Source organism: Caballeronia hypogeia, from assembly GCF_001544875.2.
Classification (GTDB): domain Bacteria; phylum Pseudomonadota; class Gammaproteobacteria; order Burkholderiales; family Burkholderiaceae; genus Caballeronia; species Caballeronia hypogeia.
This window is the reverse complement of sequence record NZ_FCOA02000006.1, coordinates 98277-115203: the sequence shown is the minus strand read 5'-3', so window position 1 is coordinate 115203 and position 16927 is coordinate 98277. Positions and strand designations below refer to the sequence as shown.

Here is a 16927-nt window from a genome sequence, read left to right as displayed (position 1 = left end):
GCTTCCCGGCGAAGCGCGACCGTCGACCTTCAGATAACGCGCTTATTTCGACGCCCACGCGGTGAAGCGCTGTTCCAGTTCGTCGCCGTGATCGGTCCAGAACGCCATGTCCTGCAAGACCGCGTTCTTCGCGTTGTCGGGCGAGTTCGGCATGTCGGCCTTGGTCTTCGCGTCGAGAGCGGAGATCGCGGCCTTGTTCACCGGGCCGTAGGCGATGTTCTTCGCATACGTTTCCTGCGGCTTCTGCGACACCGAATACGCGATGAACTGTTGCGCCACGTCCTTGTTCGGCGAGCCCTTCGGAATCGCCCAGTAGTCGAGGTCGTAGATGCTGCCGTTCCATACGACCTTCAGGTTCTTGCCTTCCTTGCGCGCCGCATCGATGCGGCCGTTATAGGCGGTGGACATCACGACATCGCCCGCGACGAGGAACTGCGGCGGCTGTGCGCCGGCTTCCCACCACTGGATATTCGGCTTCAGCTCGTCCAGCTTCTTGAACGCGCGATCCGCGCCGGCCTTCGTGCCGAGCACCTTGTAGACGTCCTTCGGCGCGACGCCGTCGGCCATCAGCGCGAATTCGAGGTTGTAGCGCGCGCCCTTGCGCATGCCGCGCTTACCGGGGAATTTCTTCGTGTCCCAGAAGTCGGCCCAGCCGGCCGGCGCCCCCTTCAGCTTGTCGGCGTTATAGGCGAGGGCGGTGGACCACACGAAGAAGCCCACGCCGCACGTCGCCGGTGATTCAGGCACGAGATCCGATTTCTTCGCGATCTTCGACCAGTCGAGCTTCTCGTACAGACCTTCGTCGCAACCGCGGCCGAGATCGCCCGATTCGACTTCGACCACGTCCCAGTTGACGTGCTTCGCCTCGACCATCGCCTTGACCTTGGCCTGCTCACCGTTGTATTCGACGGCGGTGACCTTGTTCTTGGTGGATTGCTCGAACGGCTGGTTGAACGCGACCTTCTGCGCGTCGCCGTTCGCGCCGCCGAAGTTGACGACGGTGATCTCCGCCGCGCTCGACGCCACCGACGCGCATGCAAGCGCGGCCGCCATGGAACACAGTGCGAACTTCTTCATGATGGTTTCCTCTGTCTGCTTGGTTTTATTCAGGGACCTACGGGAAGGGAAGCGAAACGCCTGCTTCGGATTCAGGCGAACACGCGCAGATGCTCGGGCGCGAATTCGAGCGCGACGGGCAGGCCGGGCGCGAAACCGTCGAGCGCCGCGGTGCCGAGCGGCACCTTGACGAAGCACTCGTCCTGCTCGCGCACGCCGCAGCGCATGCGTACGTGATCGCCGAAATAGATGAGGCTCTTCGCTTCGCCCGACAGCGCATTGATGCCGCTTCTGCCGTTGCCGCCGTTGCCGCCGTGGCCGTTCGCGTGGCCGTTGCTTTGCGTGAGCTTCATGCGTTCTGGCCGGATGCAGGCAATGGCCGACGCTCCGGGCTTCGCATTCGCGACATTGAGCCCGGACAGACGCGTGCCATCGGCGAGACGGATTTCGCAGTAATCGCCTTGTGTCTGTTCGATGGTGCCGCGCAGCCGGTTGCTGTCGCCGATGAAGTTCGCGACGAACTCGTTGCACGGCGCTTCATAGAGGTGATCGACGGTGTCGAGCTGCTGCACGATGCCCTTGTCGAACACGGCGACGCGGTCGGACATGGTGAGCGCTTCGCCCTGGTCGTGCGTGACGTAGACGAAAGTCACGCCGAGCTTCTCGTGCAGCGCCTTGAGCTCGATCTGCATGTGCTCGCGCAACTGTTTGTCGAGCGCGCCGAGCGGCTCGTCCATCAGCACGAGCTTGGGTTCGAACACGAGCGCGCGCGCCAGCGCGATACGCTGCTGCTGGCCGCCGGAAAGCTGCGCCGGATAACGCTTCGCAAAGCTTTCCATGCGCACCATCTTGAGCGCGTTGTTGACCCGATGCGCGCGTTCTTCGGCGGACATCTTGCGCACCGTCAGCGGATATTCGACGTTCTGCTGTACCGACAGATGCGGAAAGAGCGCGTAGTTCTGAAACACCATGCCGATGTCGCGCTTGTGCGGCGGCACCTTGTTGAGCAGCTTGCCGTCGAGCCAGATTTCGCCGCCGGTCGGGAATTCGAAGCCCGCGAGCATCATGAGGCACGTGGTCTTGCCGGAGCCGGACGGCCCGAGCAGCGTGAGGAATTCGCCCTGATAGATATCGAGATCGAGCGATTTGACGACGAGCGTTTCGCCGTCATACGTCTTGCGAACGCCGCGAAAGCTGACGATCACCTGATCGGATTTCATCTTCCGTGTCTCCTTCGGAAAATCCTGATACTGCCGAACGCCTCACTGACGTCCGGAAATTTTTTCCACTGCTTGCGATAACTATAGCCCGGTACGGTTCTACAATGGGGAGCCATTTCAATATTCAAAATGGAGCCACTTCCAGCGGTTGCGAAGCGCGGTTCCGAGCGACGGACGACACCTCATGGATACCATCATCCTCGCCGACTGGCTGAGCGTGCGGCTCGATCGCACGGCCGACGAGCCGGCTTACCGGCAGATGTTGGAGCTGATGCAGCAGGCCATTCTGACTGGCCAGCTCGCGCCCGGAACCAAGCTGCCGAGCTCGCGCATGCTGGCGATCGACCTGGGCGTCGCGCGCAATACCGTGCTGCACGTCTACGAGCAGCTCACCGCCGAAGGCTACGTGAGCTCGGCGACCGGCAGCGGCACCTACGTCGCCGACACCGCGCCGCGCGACGCCATCGCCTCGCGAGCGAAGCCCGGGGAAGCTAAGACGCCGCGCGCGCTGTCGCGCCGCGGCGAGCGGCTGGTCGAACAGGCGGGCGTGTCGCCGAAGCAGTGGGGCGCGTTCATGCCGGGCGTGCCGGACGTCGCCGAATTTCCGGCGCGCACCTGGAGCAGGCTGCAGGCGAAGCTGTGGAAGCGCGCCAGTCCCGATCTGCTGACTTATGCGCCGGGCGGCGGGTATCGTCCGCTGCGTCGCGCGTTGTCGGACTATTTGCGCGTCGCGCGCTCGGTGAAGTGCCAGCCGGATCAGATCATCATCACGACGGGCATTCATCAGTCGATCGATCTCGCGGTGCGCCTGCTCACCGATTTCGGCGATCGCGCGTGGGTCGAGGAGCCGTGCTACTGGGGCGTGCGCAGCGTGCTGCAATCGTCGGGGCTGACGCTCGCGCCGGTTCCGGTCGACGAGGAAGGGCTGAATCCGTCCGCGCGCGACATGGCGGAGCCGCCGCGCATCGCGCTCGTGACGCCGTCGCATCAGTATCCGCTCGGCATGGTGATGAGCCTCGCGCGGCGGCGCGCGCTGCTGGAATTCGCGCGCCAGCACAAGGTGTGGATCATCGAGGACGACTACGACAGCGAGTTCCGCTATGGCAGCCGGCCGCTTTCATCGTTGCAGGGCCTCGACGACGCGGGGCAGGTCATCTATGTGGGCAGTCTCGGCAAGATGCTGTATCCCGGCTTGCGCATGGGCTACATGGTGGTGCCGGAGGAACTGGTCGAGACGTTCCGGATCGGCGTCGCGGAGCTGTATCGCGAGGGGCAGCTGATGCAGCAGGCCGTCCTGACGGAGTTCATTCTGGACGGGCATCTCACGTCGCATGTGCGGCGCATGCGCGGGTTGTATGGCGAGCGGCGCGAATTGCTGATCCGGGCGATTCACGCGCACTTCGGCGACACGCTCGCCGTGCGCGGCGACGAAGCCGGACTGCACTTCGTGCTGGAACTGCCGCCCTCGGCCGACGACCGCGCCATTTCCGCCGATGCGCTCGCAGCCGGCGTCGTGACGCGGCCGCTCGTCAATTACTACATGAATCGCGACGAGGCGCTACGCGGACTGATGCTCGGCTACGCGTGCGTGCCGAATGCGGATATCGCGCCGATGTTCGCGAAACTGGCGAACGTGATCGAGCGCGCGCTCGCGCCGGTGGCCGTGGCTCAGGCCTGACGCGGGTCTCACATCGACTTGCTGACCGCCCGTACGACGCGGGCAAGCGCCTTCAATGCGTCCGCGGGTGAGTCCGCGAACTGCGCCGCGACGATTGCGCCATCCACCGCCAGCGCGAGCGCCTGCGCGTCCGCCTTCGCAGTGCGCGACGCGGGCATGAGCGCCCGTATGGCCGCGGTCATGTCACGCTTGTGGCGCCGCGAGATTTCGACCGCTTGCGGCAACGTCCCGCCGACTTCCACGACCGAGTTGATGAACGCGCAGCCGCGATAGTTTTCGCTGCCGAGCCATTCGGCGAGCGCGGGCACGAGCGCCGCGAGCGTACCGCCGTGACGCGAAAGCGCATCGCGGAACCACGCGATCCAGACTTCGTGACGATGATCCAGAAACGCGACGATCAGATCGTCCTTGCTCGGAAAGTAGCGATAGAACGTTTTCTTCGCCACGCCCGACTCCGCGATCACGCGGTCGATGCCCGTGGCGCGGATGCCGTCGCGGTAGAAGAGGTCATGCGCGGTATGCAGGATGCGCGCATCCGGCGTGAGTTCCGCGAGATCGGACGAAGTTGCTGGCGTGTTCATTCAATCGATTGTAGACAGGTTCGTCTACCTGCGCTAGAGTGCGCCAGGCAGACAGATCTGTCTACTTAATTTTCCGATGTTCCAACATGTCATGGAGGACTCGCCATGGAAAGCAAACCACCGTTCCCGCCGTTCGATGAAGAATCCGCGAAGCTCAAGGTCCGTCTCGCTGAAGATGCGTGGAATACGCGCGAACCCGAGCGCGTCTCGCTCGCGTACAGCGTGGACACGCGCTGGCGCAATCGCGCGGAATTTGCCAGCGGGCGCGAGGAAGTCGTCGCGTTTCTCAAGCGCAAATGGGCGCGCGAACTCGACTATCGGCTGATCAAGGAATTGTGGGCGTATGAAGGCAACCGCATCGCGGTGCGCTTTGCCTACGAATGGCATGACGATGCCAACAACTGGTATCGCAGCTACGGCAACGAGAACTGGGAATTCAACGAGGCGGGGCTGATGACGCATCGGCATGCTTCGATCAACGACCTGCCGATCAAGGCGACGGACCGCCAATACCACTGGCCGCTCGGCCGCCGGCCCGACGACCATCCGGGCCTGAGCGACCTCGGCTTCTGAGAAGCCGGCGCTGCGGTGACTTGCTGATTACTTCTTGTTGCGGCGCACGGCATCCGCCGCTGCGCCCAGTTTCGCCTGCATCTTGCCCGCCATTCTTTCGGCCGTGCCGCGCATCTGCGTGCTGCGGCTGTGCGTTGCCTTGCCGACGGCCTCGCGGACGATTCCTTTCATCTGACGGGCCGTGCCTTCGATGCGGTTCTTGTCCATGATGTCCTCCGACGTTTGCGAGGCATGCGCCTCACCGGAAGATGGCGCATCGAACGTGCCCGGCCGTTGCTACATGTCGCGGCGTCGCCGGAACGCCCACCATCCGGCGAGAAACGTGAACGTCGCGACGATCGCGACGAGCAGCCAGAAACCGTGATGATTCTCCGCGAGCGGAATCCCGCCCACGTTCATGCCGAAGAAACCCGCGACGATATTGATTGGCAGCGCGAGCACGGTCACGAGCGTCAGCGTAAACAGCGTGCGGTTGCTCTGGTCGTCCACGCGCGCCGCGACTTCTTCCTGCAGCAGCTTGATGCGCTCGACCAGTCCGGCGAGATCGTTGAGCACGAGCGAGAACTCTTCGGTCGCATCGCGCAGATCCTGAATGTCCTGGGAATGCAGCCAGCGTGGCGGCCGCGCGAGCAGGCGGAACACCGAGCCGGGCTCGGGTGCGAGCAGCCGCTGGAGTCTGACGAGCACGCGCCGCAGGCCGCCGAGATCGGTGCGGGTCGGCGCGCCGCGCATCGAAAGAAAACGATCCTCGATGCCATCGACCTCGACGCTCGTGCGCCGCACGATCTGCACGAGCAGGTCCGCCTGATCGCGCAGCAGATGCGAGAGCAGCTCGGCGGGCGAGCGGAATACCTCGCCGCGCTTGACCGACTCGCGCAGCGAATCGACCGAGCGCAGGGGTTTCAGCCGCGCGGTGACGAGCAGCTTCTGATGCGTGTAGACCCATAGCGTGGCGATTTCGGACGGCGTCAGCTCGAAGTTGAACATCACGTCGTTGATGACCGCGAAAAGCGCGCCTTCCTGATGCTCGATGCGGGTCGAGTGCGAGCCTTCGTTGAGCGTCTCGAAGAACGCGTCCGGCAGGCCCAAGCGTGTGCGCATCCAGCGCTCGCAGGAACTATTGGCGAGATCGAAGTGCAGCCAGATGAATTCTTTCGTGGTGTCGTCGCGTGCGAGCCACTCGCTCGCGGCTTCGGCCTCGATGCGTTCGCCGGGGTGATCGACATGAAACCGGAAGCCGCAGACGAGGCCGGAGAAATCGGAGCCGTATGGCGATCTTTGCAAGGTAGCGGGATTCATGCGGGAATTCGGTTCGTTCTGGATGGTTCTGCGCGCCACCCGCTAGTTTGCCATCGGTCGCGCCCTGAATCGCCATCCGCGTTTGCAAACACGGCGCACGATGATCGGCTCGTGCGCGTCGCAAGTTGCAAATATCAATGTCATATTGGCGGCGTAACATCGCGTCATGCAAGACGGGCGCCCGCGCGGCGCCGCGTGCCAACATGGGGAGAAGGCATTGGACGACCTTGACGATCTGGACGGGGCGACGCAAACCACGGCGAGCGGGCTCATCCGGCTCGCGTCGGTGATAGCGGGGCTCGCGCGCGAAGGCGAATTGGACACGCGCTTCGGCGCCAAGCTGCTCAGGCGGCTCGACAAGGAGGCGCGGCGCGTCGCGAAGAGCGCCGCAACGGCGCCGGACGAGGCGGAGCAAGGCGCGCTATTCGGCGCCTTGGGCGAACTCGATCTTGCGCTGCGCCAGCGCGACGCAGCCTCGCTCGTCGAAGCGAACGCGCGCCTGCGCGAGAAGGAGGACGCTCCGCCGAAGCGCCGCAAGAGCAAGAAGGACGACGATTCAGCCAAGGGCGACGACGCACTCAAGGACGGCGACGCCTGAGGCGAGCGTGCACGGCCGGGCGCGAATCGTGCTGAAGCGCGAGCGTGTGCATTCGTCCGCTGGCCATGTCCGTATATCCGCATCCCTCTCACTGCGCGCTCTGGACGAATCGTTGTGTCGACGTCGATCGGGAGCAATGGCGCATTCTTGTCGTCGATGACAACGCGTTCAGCGCCGAGGCGCTCGCCGCCGCGCTCGAATCCGACGGCTTCGACACGCGCTATGCGTTCTCCGGCGTCGATGCACTGCATGCCATCGACCACTGGGTGCCGCACGTCGTGATTCTCGACATCACCATGCCGGAGCACGACGGCTTTGCAACCGCCCGGGTTTTGCGCCGCATCGCCCGCACGCGCGAGGCGGTGATCATCGCCTTTACGGCGCTCGGCGAAGAAATCGTGCGGCCCGAGGGTCTGCACGCGGGTTTCGATGGTTACTGCCAGAAGGGCAATCCGCCCGCCGCACTGGTTCATCTGATCGCACGGCTGGTTCACTGACAGATAACGTGCGGTTTCATGTCTCCGACGCCCGAATCGGCACGCGCGTTCGCGAATTAATTGTTTTATCCCCCCTAAACGAAGCGCTTCACAAGGGTGCGCCGTAGCGCGCGCAATCCCTTGTGGCGTCTGGCTGGGCGTGAAAATCGCACAGCCGTGCGGCCAAAGATTGTTGGCGCACAGCGAAAACTGAATTGAAATTTATAGAGATAAAAAAGCGATAGTAGGGGTATACACTGCATTCCATCGACGTAGCAGACTGTTTCTCGCAAGACCGCTGCGGCGCTTTCTGATTGAACGTCAACCGTCTTTGGAGCTCACCATGAAACGCAATCTTCTCGCTACTCTTCTGATCGCTGCTACCGCCACGCTGGCTGCCCCCGCTTTCGCGAGCGGCTACGGCCCGGCGCCGTTCTACCGTCCGGCCGTCGGCGCCCCGGCTTCGCAACAAGGTCCGAGCGCGCAAGCCATTGCGGCCCAGGAACAAGCCAACGGCGTGAGCCAGACCGCTTTCGGCGGTTCGCGTGACGCGCTGGCCCAGTCGGGCAACCGCACGCAAGGGGCCAACAAGGCGCAATCCGTCTTCTTTGGTCAATAAACGCAAGACCCGGCTCATCCGCCGGGTTGATCGGCCGAAACAATGCGGCTGAAAAAACGGCGCCCGGAGGCGCGGACTCACAAAGTCCGCCTCGACCGGGCGCCGGGCGTTTTTCGGGCCGGTTTTTCAGGCCGCGCTGGCGAGCGCGCCGCGCATTACGCTGGCGAGCTCGGACGCCTCGAATTTCGACACGTAAGCATTCGCGCCGACCTTGCGTACATGCTGCTCGTTCGCCGAGCCAGACAACGACGAGTGGATCACCACCGGTATGTGCATCAGCCCGGTTTCAGCCTTGATGCGGCGCGTGAGGGTGAAGCCGTCCATTTCCGGCATTTCCAGGTCGGTGAGCACGAGCGCGATGTGATCCGCCACTTCGCCGCCTTCTTTCTGCGCCTTTCTGAGCGTCGCTTCCAGCACGTCCCACGCTTCCTGACCGGTCTTGGTCATCACGAAGGGCACGCCCATCGCGGTGAGGCTCTGCTCGATCAGCGCGCGCGCCACGCCCGAATCGTCCGCCGCCAGCACGCGCGCGCCCGGCTTCAGTTGCAGACGCCCGGTGTTCGCCTCGGTGATGTCGGATTCCTGCGACGGCAGCACGTCCCGCACGATGCGCTCGACATCCAGCACCTGCGCGAGGCGCGAGCCGTCGACGTTGCCGTCCAGCCGCGCGAAGCTCGTCACTGCCGTGCCGCCCGAATGCGATTCCGCCGAGAGCACCTGATTCCATTCCAGCCGCACGATGTCGTCGACTTCCTCGACCGCGAATCCTTGCGTCGTGCGCGCGAATTCCGTGACGAGCAGGATCTTCGGACCGTTCTTCGGCCGGCAGCCGGTGATGCGCGCGAGATCGATCACGGGAATGATCTGGCCGCGAATATCCGCGACGCCGAGAATGTCCCCGCTCGCGCCCGCGACGGCGGTGATCGTCGGCATCGCGAGAATTTCGCGCACCTTGAACACGTTGATGCCGTAGAGTTCCCGTTGCTCCGAGCCCGGCGCCTCGCCGAGCCTGAACAGAAGCAATTCGAACATGTTGCTGCCCGCGAGCCGCACGCGCTGCTCGATATCCTGTTGTGAACTGCTCACCTTGTTCTCCGTTGACGGCATGTGTTTCTGCGTTTGGCGGCGATTTCCGCCGGATGCCTGATTAGCGGCATTAATCGCCGAAACTGTAGGCAGCTGACACGAACGCCGATGCATCATGCAGGTGGCACGGCGCACGTGCGCGGCGCGCCGTTGATCTATACTTTTTCGAATGGTCGGGTTAATGCCTATGAAGGCGCCGCGCGCAAGGCTTTAGGCTCCACACAGGCGCAAGAGAAACCCGTCGCCCAGGCGCAACAACGTTCCCCGCATACAACGGAGGCGCTCGATGGCAACAGTCGCACAGGTTCTGAATTCGAAACCCGACCAGACGGTCTATACGATTGCCGCCACGGCGTCGGTCTTCGATGCAATCAAGATGATGGCCGACAAGCATATCGGCGCGGTGATCGTCACCGAAGGCGATGAGATCGTGGGCATCATGACCGAGCGCGATTACGCGCGCAAAGTCGTTCTGATGGACCGCGCGTCGAAACAGACGCCCGTGCGCGACATCATGACTTCGCACGTGCGCTACGTGCGCCCCGACCAGACCACCGACGACTGCATGGCGCTCATGACCGAAAAGCGCATGCGCCACCTGCCGGTGATCGACAACGGCAAGCTCGTCGGCATGATTTCCATCGGCGATCTGGTGAAGAACATCATTTCCGAACAGCAGTTCACCATCCAGCAGCTCGAGTACTACATTCGCGGCGAGCACACCTGAACCCGGCGCGGCGCGATGATCGAGTTGTAAGCCTTTCGTTATAATCGGCACACTCCGCGTATGCGCGCGGAGTCAGGCTCGCTGCGCGCGCCCGCGCGCGGAAAACGAGAGGAAGGAAGCGCCGCCGATGACACCAATCGCAGCATCCGCTGAAACCGGCCAGCCGCTCGCCGCCGACGCGCCGTTCTTCATCGTGATGAACGCGGGCTCGGGCCGTCAGCAGGCCGACGCGACCCGCGTCGTGCTCGAACGCGAACTCGGCGCGGCGCGGCGGCGCTTCGAGCTGCGCGTGGTGGACGATCCGCGCCGTCTCAGGGAAGTCGCGCGCGACGCGGCAGCGGCGGCGCGCGCGCAGCAAGGCGTCTTGGTCGGCGCGGGCGGGGACGGCACGCTCTGCACCGTCGCCCATGCGGCGCTCGACGCAAACTGTCCGTTCGCCGTGCTGCCGCGCGGCACGTTCAACTATTTCAGCCGTGACCACGGGATTCCCGCCGATCCGGAACAATCCACACGTCTGTTGCTCGACGCGCGCGCGTATCCCGTGCAGGTCGGCTTCGTCAACGGCCGGATGTTTCTCGTCAACGCGAGCCTCGGCCTATATCCGCGTCTGCTGGAAGACCGCGAAATCTACAAACGCCAGTTCGGCCGCAGCCGCCTGGTCGCACTGTGGTCGGCGCTTTCCACGATGCTGAAGCCGCATCGGCACCTGCGCCTGCATATCGATCACGAGGGCAGCACGCAGGAGCTTCGTTCGTCGACACTGTTCGTGGGCAACAACCGCTTGCAGATGGAACAGATCGGCATGCCGAACGAAGCGCGCGCGCTGGAACAGGGTTTGCTCGTGGCGATTGCGCCGCGGCCGGTCGGACGCCTCCTGCACCTGTGGCTGTCGCTGCACGGCGCGGCGGGGCGGCTCTCGGATTCCGAGCACGTCGCGAGCTTCACGTTCACGCACATCACGGTGACGCATCCTTCGAGGAAGCGCAGATTGATCAAGATCGCGACGGACGGCGAGATAGCGAAACTGCAGATGCCGCTGGAATTCCGCGTTTCCGAAAAGCCGCTGCTGCTGCTCAAACCCGAACCGGCCGTAGCGGAAGCGAATCGTTCATGAGCTTGCTGTTGCAGATTTCCGATACGCATTTCGGCACCGAGCGGCCGCAGGTCGTCGCGGCGCTGCTGCGTCTCGTCGATACGCTCGCCCCCGATCTCGTCGTCCTGTCGGGCGACATCACGCAGCGCGCCCGCAAACATCAGTTTGCCGCGGCGCGCGCCTTCGTCGATACGCTCGGCGCGACGCCGACGCTCGTCGTGCCGGGCAATCACGACATTCCGCTCTTCAACGTGTTCGCGCGGATCTTCCGTCCGTATGCGAATCATCAGCGCGCGTTCGGCAACGATCTCGAGCCCGTGTTCGAATCGCCGGAACTGCTCGTGCTCGGCGTGAACACGACACGCCCGTGGCGTCACAAGGACGGCGAAGTGTCGATGCAGCAGATCCGGCGCGTCGCCGCGCGGCTGGAGATGGCGCGCGAGACGCAGTTGCGCGTCGTCATCACGCATCAGCCGGTGGCCGTCACGCGCGCGAAGGACGAGCGCAACCTGCTGCACGGCCGCGAGCGCGCGGTCACGCGCTGGGCGCGCGCGGGCGCCGATATGATTCTGGGCGGACACATTCATCTGCCTTACGTGCTGCCGCTGCACGATACCTTCGCGGGACTGCCGCGCCGCGTGTGGGCGGTGCAGGCGGGCACGGCGCTGTCGTGGCGCACGCGCGGCACCATCGACAATTCGGTGAACGTGATCCGCCACGTCGCGGATTCCGGTGGCGCGCGGCAGACGACGGTCGAGCGCTGGGATTACGCGGAGACGGCCGGGGCGTTCGAAATGATCGCGCGCCACGAACTGGCGCTCGACGGCGCCGCTCCGCGCGTGCCCGTCACGCAGGCCGGATGACGAGTTCGGCGAAACCCGTCGCGGCGTCGTGCTCGCGCGTGTAACGTTCGCCGGCCAGACTCGCGACGAGCAGCTCGGCCGTCGTGCGCACGATGCAGCCCGGCGCCACGTGGCCGCCGAAAACGCGGCCATCGGCATCGGAAATGCTCATGTGCAGGTGCGGACCGTGCTGCGATAGCGTGCCGGCGAGCGTGAGGATTTCCAGGTCGCCGCGCAGTTCGGCAGCGTCGTCGCGGCCGGCGTAGCGCAAACGGGCGACGCTCAGGCTGCCGATCCCCTGGAGCACATACGCAGCCGAAAGGCCGCGCTCGCGAAACGCGTGATCTAGCGCGGCGCGCAGGTCGTCGCCGGGTGACAGACGGAGGGTCATTGCATGCATGGCGGGAGATTCGAGCCTGGTCGCACTCAAGACTACACGCTCGCGGGCGTGAATGGCATGATGGGCGCGACCCGCAGGTCCAGTCCTGGCAGGTTCATTTTCAGGAGCTACCATGAGTTTCGAACTGACGATGCTGGCCTGGACGCTCGTGCTTGCGCTGGTGCAAGTGTTGCTGCCCGCCGTGGTGCGCAATCGCGAAGTCGGCCTCAAGTATCAGGCCGGGCCGCGCGACGCCGCCACGCCGCCGCCCAGCAAGCTCTCCGGCCGGCTGATGCGCGCGCAGTCGAATCTCTTCGAGACGCTGCCGATCTTCGCGATCGCCGTGCTGATCGTCCACGTGACAGGGCGCGAAAACACGCTCACGCATTACGGCGCGCTCGCGTACTTCGTCGCGCGCCTGGTCTACGTGCCGCTGTACGCGGCGGGCGTGCCGTTCGTGCGCTCGCTCGTGTGGCTGGTGTCGATCGTGGGCATCGTGCAGATTCTCGTTCCCATCATCTGAAAGCCATTTGAAGCAGGAGTTTCGGCCATGACCGACCAACCTTCGAGCATCGAGATCGAAACCGCGCCGAATCCCGAATTCGCCGTGATCCTGATGCACGGCCTGGGCGCCGACGCCAACGACTTCGTGCCGCTCGTGCCCGAACTGCGTCTCGCCGACGCGCCCGCCGTTCGTTTCGTGTTTCCCGAGCGCCGGAGATCGCCGTCACCGCCAACAACGGCTACGTGATGCGCGCGTGGTACGACATCCTCTCGTTCGAGGGCATCAACCGGCGCGTGGACGAAAAGGGCATCGTGGCCTCGGTGGAACGCGTGCGCGCACTGATAAAGGAGCAGAACGCGCGCGGCATTCCGAGCGAGCGCATATTCATCGCCGGCTTCTCGCAGGGCGGCGCGATGACGTATCACACCGGACTCACGCACCCCGAGAAGCTCGCGGGGCTGATCGTGCTATCGGGCTACATTCCGTCCGAAGGCGTGATCGACGAATCGCTGAGCGCGGCGAATCGCGGGATTTCGATCTTCGCCGCGCACGGCACATTCGACGACGTGCTCAACGTGAGCCTCGGCGAACAGGCGTGCGAATTCGCGCGCGCTCAAGGCTGCAACGTCGAATGGCACACTTATCCGATGCCGCATTCGGTCTGCATGGAGGAAGTCGAGGCGCTGCGTCTCTGGCTCGGCGCGCGCCTAGCTTCGTAAGGTGTTCGCGAAGAGTTCGAGCACCGCGTTCGCATCCACGCCGATGCACGCGTCGCAATTCGGGCGCGTGTCCCAGTCCGGCGCGCTGCCGTGCATCGACGCGGGCTTCTGGATTGTGAGACCGGCGGCGATGCCATCGGTCAGCACGCGCACCGGGCCGCTGCGCGTCGTGTACGACTCGCGCGCGACCACGAAGGCCGCCGCCGAATAGTCGTGCGCGTAGATGCCGCCCGGCAAGCCTTCCTCGACATGAAAGCGCTCGTAGAAGCGCGAGATGTCCCACACGAAGCCGCCCGCGTCGCTCGCGCTGTCGCGCAGCGAGGCGAGAAACGCCGTCGTCATGATGGTTTCGTGCGTCACGTCGAGACCGACGATCGACACCTTCCACGGCGCGCCGAAGACGATGTCGGCGGCATCGGGGTCGCCGTGCATGTTCGCCTCGGCGGCGGGCGTCACGTTGCCGAGCGTGCCGTTGAAGCCGAACGCGCCGCCCATCACGACGACCTCGCGCACGAGTCCCGCAATGTCCGGATCGTCCTGCAGCGCGAGCGCGAGATTGGTCATCGGTCCGACCGCGAGCAGTGTGATCTCTCCGGGATGCGCGCGCACCGTCTCCACGATGAAGCGATGTGCCGCGCGAGCGTCGACCTGCTTGTCCACGCGTCCAAGGCGCTCGATATCGCCGAGCCCGTCATTGCCGTGAATATAGGGAATCGGCTTCGGCGGCGGGTGTCGCAACGGCCTTGCCGCGCCGCGCGCGACCAGCACGTGCGGCGCGAAACGCGACGCGAGATACAGCGCGTTGGTGGTCGTCGTATCGATACTCGCGTTGCCGAAGACGCTCGTCACGCCGACCAGTTCGATGTCCGGATGCAGCGTCTGGAACACGAACGCAATGGCGTCGTCGATGCCGGGATCGGTGTCGTAGATGATCCGGTGCTTCGTCATGCCGTGGCCGCCATGCATTCGCGCTCGATCAACGTGACCATCTCGCGCCGCAATTCGGCGGGGCTCACGGGCTTGGACAGCACGTCGTGATCGCACGCGAGCGGCACGATGGTCGCGGTGGGCTCCCCCGTCACGACGAGGCAAGGGCACGGCCGGCCGAGCTTCACGGCGCTCAGCATCGCCACCTCGCGCGCGGTCTTGGAATCGCGCAGGCGGAAGTCGGTGATGATGAGATCGGGGAAGCGCTCGATCGTCGCGAGAATCTCCTCGTATTCCTCGAAGTTCGCGGCGGAGTCGTAAAGCACGCCCCATTGCGAAAGCAGCGCTTCGGTGGAGGAGCGCACGAGGCCGTCGTCCTCGACGAGCAGCACATAGCGCCCGGCGAGACGCGCGGCGTCGGCGGCATCGGAGCGCGCCGGCGAGCGCCCCGAGGGCGTGTCGGGCGACGGCCCGCACAACGGCATTTCCAGCGAAAAGCGCGAGCCGCGCCCCGCGGTCGACTTCAGTTCGATGCGGTGCTGATCCAGCATCGACATGACCGCGTTGACGATAGAAAGTCCGAGTCCCAGCCCCTTGTCGCGGTCCTGCTCGGGGTTGTCCACCTGAAAGAACGGCTGAAAGATGGCATCGAAATAATCGGCGGGAATGCCGATGCCGTTGTCCAGCACGTCGATGCGCGCGCGCGTCGCCGAACGCACCACGCCGACGATCACCGTAGGCTTTGACGCCTTGTTCTTGTCCGCGTACTTGATGGCGTTCGACACCAGATTCGCGACCGCGCGTCCGAGCCAGTGCGCGTCGCTGCGCACGCAGACGATGTCTTCCTTCGGCAACCGCAGGCGCAATTCGACGCCCCGGCTCATCGCGAACGGCCGCAGTTGCGCGGCCGCTTCCTCGACGATCTGCCGCACGTCGAACACGTGATAGCGAGGCACGACGCGCCCCGATTCCAGACGCGACAGATCGAGCACCGCGTTCAGGAGCCGCGCTAGGATCACGGAGGAACGCCCGCATTCGCTCATGAGCCGCTCAGCCTGGGCGAATTCGCCGTTGCGGATGGCTTCGGCGGCGGCCTGGAGGAACAGATTCAGCGCGTGCATCGGCTGGCGCAGGTCGTGCGTCGCGGCGGCGAGGAAGTTGGACTTGTCGCGGCTCGCGGTCTGCGCGGCGATCATCTGCTGTTCGCGCAGCGCGAGCAGCGCGTTGGTCTTGTTCTCCTGATCCTTCTTCGACACTTCGAGCTCGCGGTTCTTGCGCCCGAGCGAGACATTGGCGCGGCGCAGTTCGTCGTTGAGCGAGGCGAGCGCGCGCTCCGAGCTGTAACGCTCGCGCGACACCCGCTCGGCGTGCGCGCAGACGCCATGCCCGACGACCACGACGTTGAACATATAGAACAGCCCGGCGAAGAAATCTTCGGTGTTGAGCAGATGAATCGTGATCTGCGCCAGCACGACCGACGCCATCGTGACAATGCCGACCGACAGCGCGACGCGCGAGCGCAAATAGAAAAAGCTGAACTGGAAGAACAGCGAGAGATACAGGCCGATGAAGTACTGCGTGTAGTTATAGGGCGCGGGCGTGATCGCGACCATCGTCAGGATCAGGGCCAGCAGGCCGTAGATGCCGGTGAGAATCACGCGATGTGCGGTCGCATGCGTGCGGAACGACGGCCGCAGCACGAGCGCGACCATGACGATCAGCAGCGCGACGCCCGCGAAGCGCAGCGCGAGAATATCGGTCAGACGCACGTTGAGCGTCGTGTTGCGGCGAACGAAGCTGAAATCCCACCACAGAAAGCACGTCCAGATGACGAGCGCGAGCAGCGCGGACGCGCGCCGGAACGCACAGAAGCGCTGGCTGTGGTCTTCGAGAAACTGCCTCTCGAGCGCGGGATCGGAGAACGGCGCCGGAATCGAGAGATTGCGCACCAGGCTCGCGCCGGCTTCACGCGCGGCGGCGGACAGAATCCCTGGATTGCGCACGCTGGCGGCGCGCCTGGGTACGGCCATCTTCATGCTCGCTCACGGATCGGGGTTGTTTACTTTAGGCCAACACGGTCATACCAATACGCCTTTTTTTAGCAATTCGCCGTTATAACCGGAAATTATTGCGGTTTTTTGGCGGATTTTTCCGGGCGATATGAGGTGAGGGCGCGGGAGAGAAAGAAGGAAGGGGGCGAACGGCGAGCGTCAGAAGTTTGCTCGCCGTTTCGAAGGACAGCCACAACGAATGCCCCTCGCTCGACCGAGGGCGGGTCTTGCCGGATATCGCTTCAGGATTTCGGCTTGGCCTTGGTGGTGCGCTTCGTGACCTGCATTTCCTTCGCGCCTGTTGCCTTCGCCGGTGAGGCTTTGGTGCCGGCGGTTTTCTTGCGGCTGGACATTTCCGTTTCGGCGGGCTGGCTCGCCTGAGCCTTGCGTGGGGATGGCATGATGACCTCCTTCAGTGCGTGTCCATATCGACACACTGATAACCATAGGATGCGCCCAGCCGGTATTCAAGACACGGCGCGGCTCGCGCGTCATGCA

The 16927-nt window shown here is 64.4% G+C and carries 19 protein-coding genes and 1 pseudogene; 10 read left to right on the top strand and 10 right to left on the bottom strand.

The genetic code is table 11. The features are described 5' to 3' along the window. Positions 1–42: 42 nt before the first annotated feature. Positions 43–1077, bottom strand: a complete 1035-nt coding sequence (locus AWB79_RS12310; RefSeq protein WP_061167702.1) for an ABC transporter substrate-binding protein — start codon at positions 1075–1077, stop codon at positions 43–45. 71 nt (positions 1078–1148) lie between these two features. Next, positions 1149–2276 (bottom strand): ABC transporter ATP-binding protein, encoded by a 1128-nt coding sequence (locus AWB79_RS12305; RefSeq protein ID WP_061167701.1) that lies wholly within the window; start codon positions 2274–2276, stop codon positions 1149–1151. A gap of 184 nt (positions 2277–2460) precedes the next feature. On the opposite strand from AWB79_RS12305, the gene pdxR reads away from it, so the two are divergent. Continuing rightward, a complete protein-coding gene (pdxR, locus tag AWB79_RS12300) occupies positions 2461–3954 on the top strand; it encodes a MocR-like pyridoxine biosynthesis transcription factor PdxR (RefSeq protein WP_061167700.1) in 1494 nt (497 codons plus the stop codon). An 8-nt stretch (positions 3955–3962) separates the two neighbouring features. On the opposite strand, the gene AWB79_RS12295 is transcribed toward pdxR, so the two are convergent. Further along, positions 3963–4535 carry a TetR/AcrR family transcriptional regulator gene (locus tag AWB79_RS12295; RefSeq protein ID WP_061167699.1) on the bottom strand — a complete coding sequence of 191 codons (573 nt, stop codon included), beginning with the start codon at positions 4533–4535 and terminating at the stop codon, positions 3963–3965. Positions 4536–4640: 105 nt separating this feature from the next. Here AWB79_RS12295 and AWB79_RS12290 point away from each other — a divergent pair, with 105 nt between their 5' ends. After that, positions 4641–5108: a nuclear transport factor 2 family protein gene (locus tag AWB79_RS12290; protein WP_061167698.1), complete on the top strand. Its 468-nt coding sequence runs from the start codon at positions 4641–4643 to the stop codon at positions 5106–5108. 27 nt (positions 5109–5135) lie between these two features. On the opposite strand, the gene AWB79_RS12285 is transcribed toward AWB79_RS12290, so the two are convergent. Then, positions 5136–5315 (bottom strand): CsbD family protein, encoded by a 180-nt coding sequence (locus AWB79_RS12285; protein ID WP_061167697.1) that lies wholly within the window; start codon positions 5313–5315, stop codon positions 5136–5138. Between the two features lie 69 nt (positions 5316–5384). Next, entirely contained in the window at positions 5385–6407 is a 1023-nt protein-coding gene (locus tag AWB79_RS12280) for a transporter (RefSeq protein WP_061167830.1), read from the bottom strand. 217 nt (positions 6408–6624) lie between these two features. Between AWB79_RS12280 and AWB79_RS12275 the strand changes: the two genes are divergently transcribed. From AWB79_RS12275 to AWB79_RS12265, 3 genes are all read left to right on the top strand, one after another. Then, positions 6625–7005, top strand: coding sequence for a hypothetical protein (locus AWB79_RS12275; protein WP_061167829.1), 381 nt, complete (start codon positions 6625–6627; stop codon positions 7003–7005). 65 nt (positions 7006–7070) lie between these two features. Then, on the top strand, positions 7071–7502 hold the full coding sequence (locus tag AWB79_RS12270; RefSeq protein ID WP_061167696.1) for a response regulator: 432 nt from the start codon (positions 7071–7073) through the stop codon (positions 7500–7502). A 322-nt stretch (positions 7503–7824) separates the two neighbouring features. Further along, the gene (locus tag AWB79_RS12265) at positions 7825–8100 is read left to right on the top strand and encodes a hypothetical protein (protein WP_061167695.1); all 276 of its coding nucleotides are present in this window, start codon (positions 7825–7827) and stop codon (positions 8098–8100) included. Positions 8101–8226: 126 nt separating this feature from the next. Here the strand turns inward: AWB79_RS12265 and AWB79_RS12260 are convergent, their stop codons facing one another. Beyond that, positions 8227–9186, bottom strand: coding sequence for a chemotaxis protein (locus AWB79_RS12260; protein ID WP_061167828.1), 960 nt, complete (start codon positions 9184–9186; stop codon positions 8227–8229). A gap of 286 nt (positions 9187–9472) precedes the next feature. Here AWB79_RS12260 and AWB79_RS12255 point away from each other — a divergent pair, with 286 nt between their 5' ends. From AWB79_RS12255 to AWB79_RS12245, 3 genes are all read left to right on the top strand, one after another. After that, positions 9473–9913, top strand: a complete 441-nt coding sequence (locus AWB79_RS12255) for a CBS domain-containing protein (RefSeq protein WP_061167694.1) — start codon at positions 9473–9475, stop codon at positions 9911–9913. Positions 9914–10040: 127 nt separating this feature from the next. Continuing rightward, on the top strand, positions 10041–11027 hold the full coding sequence (locus AWB79_RS12250) for a diacylglycerol/lipid kinase family protein (protein WP_061167693.1): 987 nt from the start codon (positions 10041–10043) through the stop codon (positions 11025–11027). Next, positions 11024–11869 carry a metallophosphoesterase family protein gene (locus AWB79_RS12245; RefSeq protein WP_061167692.1) on the top strand — a complete coding sequence of 282 codons (846 nt, stop codon included), beginning with the start codon at positions 11024–11026 and terminating at the stop codon, positions 11867–11869. Before AWB79_RS12250 ends, AWB79_RS12245 begins: the two co-directional genes overlap by 4 nt. On the opposite strand, the gene AWB79_RS12240 is transcribed toward AWB79_RS12245, so the two are convergent. Beyond that, a complete protein-coding gene (locus AWB79_RS12240) occupies positions 11853–12248 on the bottom strand; it encodes a PPC domain-containing DNA-binding protein (protein ID WP_061167691.1) in 396 nt (131 codons plus the stop codon). The two genes, AWB79_RS12245 and AWB79_RS12240, sit on opposite strands and share 17 nt — an antisense overlap. A 112-nt stretch (positions 12249–12360) precedes the next feature. Between AWB79_RS12240 and AWB79_RS12235 the strand changes: the two genes are divergently transcribed. Both AWB79_RS12235 and AWB79_RS12230 read left to right on the top strand, forming a co-directional pair. Continuing rightward, positions 12361–12750: an MAPEG family protein gene (locus AWB79_RS12235; RefSeq protein ID WP_061167690.1), complete on the top strand. Its 390-nt coding sequence runs from the start codon at positions 12361–12363 to the stop codon at positions 12748–12750. Between the two features lie 27 nt (positions 12751–12777). Then, positions 12778–13451: pseudogene (locus AWB79_RS12230) on the top strand (alpha/beta hydrolase). Here AWB79_RS12230 and AWB79_RS12225 read toward each other — a convergent pair. The 3 genes from AWB79_RS12225 to AWB79_RS39460 all read right to left on the bottom strand — a co-directional run bounded on the left by AWB79_RS12225 (position 13440) and on the right by AWB79_RS39460 (position 16830). Further along, a complete protein-coding gene (locus AWB79_RS12225) occupies positions 13440–14399 on the bottom strand; it encodes a nucleoside hydrolase (protein WP_061167826.1) in 960 nt (319 codons plus the stop codon). The pseudogene AWB79_RS12230 and the gene AWB79_RS12225 sit on opposite strands and share 12 nt — an antisense overlap. Continuing rightward, a complete protein-coding gene (locus AWB79_RS12220; protein ID WP_232470885.1) occupies positions 14396–16414 on the bottom strand; it encodes a hybrid sensor histidine kinase/response regulator in 2019 nt (672 codons plus the stop codon). The genes AWB79_RS12225 and AWB79_RS12220 overlap by 4 nt, the downstream gene beginning before the upstream one ends. Positions 16415–16671: 257 nt before the next feature. Beyond that, positions 16672–16830, bottom strand: coding sequence for a hypothetical protein (locus tag AWB79_RS39460; RefSeq protein WP_157695757.1), 159 nt, complete (start codon positions 16828–16830; stop codon positions 16672–16674). Positions 16831–16927 lie beyond the last annotated feature (97 nt).

What these genes read in the sequence shown, in the direction of transcription:
- AWB79_RS12310 (WP_061167702.1), bottom strand. Translation starts at nt 1,077, where the DNA reads ATGAAGAAGTTCGCACTGTGTTCCATGGCGGCCGCGCTTGCATGCGCG.
- AWB79_RS12305 (WP_061167701.1), bottom strand. Translation starts at nt 2,276, where the DNA reads ATGAAATCCGATCAGGTGATCGTCAGCTTTCGCGGCGTTCGCAAGACG.
- pdxR (WP_061167700.1), top strand. Translation starts at nt 2,461, where the DNA reads ATGGATACCATCATCCTCGCCGACTGGCTGAGCGTGCGGCTCGATCGC.
- AWB79_RS12295 (WP_061167699.1), bottom strand. Translation starts at nt 4,535, where the DNA reads ATGAACACGCCAGCAACTTCGTCCGATCTCGCGGAACTCACGCCGGAT.
- AWB79_RS12290 (WP_061167698.1), top strand. Translation starts at nt 4,641, where the DNA reads ATGGAAAGCAAACCACCGTTCCCGCCGTTCGATGAAGAATCCGCGAAG.
- AWB79_RS12285 (WP_061167697.1), bottom strand. Translation starts at nt 5,315, where the DNA reads ATGGACAAGAACCGCATCGAAGGCACGGCCCGTCAGATGAAAGGAATC.
- AWB79_RS12280 (WP_061167830.1), bottom strand. Translation starts at nt 6,407, where the DNA reads ATGAATCCCGCTACCTTGCAAAGATCGCCATACGGCTCCGATTTCTCC.
- AWB79_RS12270 (WP_061167696.1), top strand. Translation starts at nt 7,071, where the DNA reads ATGTCCGTATATCCGCATCCCTCTCACTGCGCGCTCTGGACGAATCGT.
- AWB79_RS12265 (WP_061167695.1), top strand. Translation starts at nt 7,825, where the DNA reads ATGAAACGCAATCTTCTCGCTACTCTTCTGATCGCTGCTACCGCCACG.
- AWB79_RS12255 (WP_061167694.1), top strand. Translation starts at nt 9,473, where the DNA reads ATGGCAACAGTCGCACAGGTTCTGAATTCGAAACCCGACCAGACGGTC.
- AWB79_RS12250 (WP_061167693.1), top strand. Translation starts at nt 10,041, where the DNA reads ATGACACCAATCGCAGCATCCGCTGAAACCGGCCAGCCGCTCGCCGCC.
- AWB79_RS12245 (WP_061167692.1), top strand. Translation starts at nt 11,024, where the DNA reads ATGAGCTTGCTGTTGCAGATTTCCGATACGCATTTCGGCACCGAGCGG.
- AWB79_RS12240 (WP_061167691.1), bottom strand. Translation starts at nt 12,248, where the DNA reads ATGCATGCAATGACCCTCCGTCTGTCACCCGGCGACGACCTGCGCGCC.
- AWB79_RS12235 (WP_061167690.1), top strand. Translation starts at nt 12,361, where the DNA reads ATGAGTTTCGAACTGACGATGCTGGCCTGGACGCTCGTGCTTGCGCTG.
- AWB79_RS12225 (WP_061167826.1), bottom strand. Translation starts at nt 14,399, where the DNA reads ATGACGAAGCACCGGATCATCTACGACACCGATCCCGGCATCGACGAC.
- AWB79_RS12220 (WP_232470885.1), bottom strand. Translation starts at nt 16,414, where the DNA reads ATGAAGATGGCCGTACCCAGGCGCGCCGCCAGCGTGCGCAATCCAGGG.
- AWB79_RS39460 (WP_157695757.1), bottom strand. Translation starts at nt 16,830, where the DNA reads ATGCCATCCCCACGCAAGGCTCAGGCGAGCCAGCCCGCCGAAACGGAA.